This is a genomic window from Mesorhizobium sp. M0496 (assembly GCF_040321205.1).
Taxonomy (GTDB): Bacteria; Pseudomonadota; Alphaproteobacteria; order Rhizobiales; family Rhizobiaceae; genus Mesorhizobium.
On record NZ_JAMYRC010000095.1, the window covers coordinates 1 to 3339 of the forward strand.

A 3339-nucleotide genomic window follows, 5' to 3' on the forward strand; every position below is an offset into this window, starting at 1 on the left:
CGGGAAGGTTCCCGCCACGGCCTCAAAGACTATCTTGAAATGAAGTACCTCTGCATGGGCGGCATCTGAGGCGGCGGGCGGCGATTGCCGCGATGAAGGCCAGCGGACGGCGGGACGCCACGAAATGGACCCGCAGTTTTCAGATTCGCGGAACAATCCACACCCAGTCTGCCTCATAAAGGGCCCCGGTTTTCCGCCTATTTTTTGGTGGTCGAACGTCGTCAATTGCCTTCGTCACTGTGGCGGAACGCGGCGCGATAGCCGGTTAGCAACAAGCTTTGGGCGTCATTTCTCTCTGGCGGAATAGACCTCTTCCGACAAAAGCCTGACCTTTGCCAGTCTTCTACGAGCCAGCGTTCGCGCCAAAAGTTCAAAGCCGCGTCCATAACATTCAACAATGAAAGCTAGCGTTATCAGGTCGAGCAGAAAGTCGTCGATCGCATGCGTGAGCGCAACAGACCTTTGTTCGAATCGAAGTAGCAAGGCGCGCGCCTCTTCGATCGCGGCCCGGCAATCGTCTGCGCCTATCAGTGAATCGATCCTGTCGAAGATCTGCAAGCGTCCTCACTCTCCCTAAGCCACACGCAGCGCATCGAACGCCGCTGATGAATGAGTTTTCAACGAAAGAACATGGTCGCGTCTCACGAAGTGCCTGTTGATGAAGCATGCTGCGTCAAACAACAAGCATGAATCCGGGCTTCACCCAGGTGATGTCTTCGAAGGAGAGTGAGCCGGCTCAAGTCTGCGTCTCCGCCGCAAAACTGGTCAGATGGAACTGTGGCCGCATTCGCCGAAGGCAAAACAGTTTCTGTCTCAATTTTGTCAGCCGCCACGGTTCAGTCGAGATTACATGGGAAACGACAATAACGGAAAGCAAAGGTTCGCAAAATGAGTAGGGTGGCTGGATCAAACGAAGATTTGGCTGCACCAACGACATTTGGGCCACTTCTGCAGCCCACCTTTCGTTCGATCTGGCTCGCGACGCAGGTTTCGAGCCTCGGCTGGTTGATGCAGACTGTCGCCATCAGCTGGCTGATGGCAACGATCTCGACTTCCGATCTGATGGTTGCGCTGGTGCAGGCTTCATCGAACCTGCCCGCTTTCGTCCTGTCCGTGTTCGCCGGGGCTCTCGCCGACAATTTCAGCCGGCGCCGGGTCATGTTCGCGGGTCGGTGCCTTATGGTGATGGCGTCCGCGATGCTGACCGCGTCCGTGGCGCTGGGCTTTGTCAGTCCGTGGATGATCCTCGGCTTCAGCTTTTTGATCGCAAGCGGCGGTGCTCTCAATGATCCGGCCTGGCAAGCGTCGGTTGGCGATATCGTGGATCGACGCGATGTTCCCGCTGCCGTCACCCTGCTTTCTGTTGGCTTCAACACCGTCCGGACTGTTGGCCCGGCGCTCGGCGGCATCGTGGTTGCTTCGTTTGGGCTTATGACGGCTTTCGCCGTGACCACGCTCACCTATTTTGTACCCTTGGCCACCATTTGGCGGTGCAAGTGGAAGGTTCGTTCTTCCCCTCTGCCGCGTGAGCCGATGAGGACGGCGATCTATGATGGACTGCGCTTCACTGCGATGTCATCGGAAATCAAGGCGGCGATCGCGCGCGGAACCCTCTTTGGCCTGGCGAGCATCGCCATACTCGCGCTGCTGCCGGTGGTTGTCCGGGACCAGCTGGGAGGAGGCCCGCTTGCCTATGGCGCGCTCATGGCCGGCTTCGGGACCGGTGCCGTCTTGGCTGGCCTCTCCAACAGCCTGTTCAGACGGAGCTTGTCGCAAGAAAGGCTGATGAGGCTCTCCTGCGTGGCCTGCGCGGCGTGTTCTCTCTCCCTGGCAATGACATCTTCGATTGCAGTGGCGGCAATTGCACTCGCCTTGGGCGGCGCGGGCTGGGTGACCGCCTGGTCCGGGGTTGGTGTGAGCGTGCAGCTGGCGAGCCCGCGCTGGGTCGTGGGGCGCACCATCTCGATCTACTATGCTTTGATAGACGGCGGCATCGCGCTCGGCAGCTGGGTGTGGGGCACGGTGGCCGAAAACCATTCGCTGACCTGGGCACTGGAGGGCTCCGCTGGAGCTCTGTTGATCGTCGCTGCAGCCGGCATTCTCTTTCCGCTTCGAGAGCGCCGCGACTCCGAGCCCGATCCCTTGGAGGAATTCGATGCCCCAGCTGTCTCTCTCAATTTGAAGCCGAGGAGCGGCCCGATCGTGGTCAAGATCGAATATCTGATAGCCGAGAGAAATCTCGAGGCCTTCCTCGACCTCATGCGGCAGCGGCGTCATGTACACAGCCGCGTCGGTGCGCGGAACTGGACGCTCCAGCGCAACCTGCAGAAGCCTATGCAATGGACAGAAACATTCCGCACGCCGACCTGGACAGACTACCTTCGCCTCAATCATCGTCTCACGGAAGTAGACAAGGAACTGGACGAACGAGTCTTCCAGCTGCACGCGGCAGAGTCCCCGCCTCAGATGACACTTTCCATCGAGCGGCCGACAAGCTCGGCCCGCAAGCCCGAGCACTCAGTTTTTCGCCATCCCCGTCATTGAAGCCTGGCCGGCATCTCTGCATCAATCGATTGGCTACGAGCGCGATCGGTCAGCCACCCGACCTTCAAGACCATCGACATCGAAGCGGCCGCGAGTTGCCTGTAAAACATTACTGCACTCTATTGTTTGTGACGCATGCGGGTGGTGAGCGGTTTTCAAAAGCCCCGTTTCCTGCTGACAAAGTTAGCTTCGGCCACTGAATTGCCGATCAAACGCTCTCGGATACTGGTGCGAGTATGAAATCAAAGACAGGTTCAGGCTGGGCAGGCTTTGGCTCCCGCAGAACAACCGGGTAAGCTACGATCGCTTGGGCATGTTCAGCGAGCGCGGCAGGTGTCATTCCCAGCGCTTTCTCCCACAGGCCGCCCGGCACTCTCACCACCTGACGAAAAAGCCCTGCAGCTCTTGTCGCATGGCGCGCCGCTGCGACCCGCTTGCCCTCGCGGATCTTCACCCCGGCCGCCGCTAACAGGATCAGTCCCTTGAAGAACATGCGGTGCTGAGCGCTGTGTTTCGCAGCCTGCCAGAGAGGCTCCCAGGCTTCATGGGCTTCCCAGTAGTAGCCGTGATTGAAAAGGTCGATTCCCCATCGAAACACATCTGAGCCGAGCGCTTCGCCAACGGCGACGGTCACCGGATCTGATCGGTAACTGTGGCCCAAGGGATCGCGCACCGGATGCGGATATTTGCCGGGCAGATACGCATAGCTCGGGAAACTTTTTTCGGGCAGCAAGCGAGGGCGAGACATAGGCCCAGCAAACATGAAAGTGCGTTAAGGGGCAATTCATGCTGACC

Annotated in this window: 3 protein-coding genes; 1 reads left to right on the forward strand and 2 read right to left on the reverse strand. The window is 59.0% G+C overall.

The features are described from left to right. Positions 1–285 precede the first annotated feature (285 nt). Positions 286–558 (reverse strand): hypothetical protein, encoded by a 273-nt coding sequence (locus tag NKI73_RS33400; RefSeq protein ID WP_023743494.1) that lies wholly within the window; start codon positions 556–558, stop codon positions 286–288. A 330-nt stretch (positions 559–888) separates the two neighbouring features. Here NKI73_RS33400 and NKI73_RS33405 point away from each other — a divergent pair, with 330 nt between their 5' ends. Next, positions 889–2544 (forward strand): MFS transporter, encoded by a 1656-nt coding sequence (locus tag NKI73_RS33405; protein WP_352636294.1) that lies wholly within the window; start codon positions 889–891, stop codon positions 2542–2544. Positions 2545–2752: 208 nt separating this feature from the next. On the opposite strand, the gene NKI73_RS33410 is transcribed toward NKI73_RS33405, so the two are convergent. Beyond that, positions 2753–3277: a DUF309 domain-containing protein gene (locus tag NKI73_RS33410; protein ID WP_352636296.1), complete on the reverse strand. Its 525-nt coding sequence runs from the start codon at positions 3275–3277 to the stop codon at positions 2753–2755. Positions 3278–3339: the final 62 nt, after the last annotated feature.

Coding starts and splice junctions, on each gene's coding strand:
- NKI73_RS33405 (WP_352636294.1), top strand. CDS start 889: ATGAGTAGGGTGGCTGGATCAAACGAAGATTTGGCTGCACCAACGACA.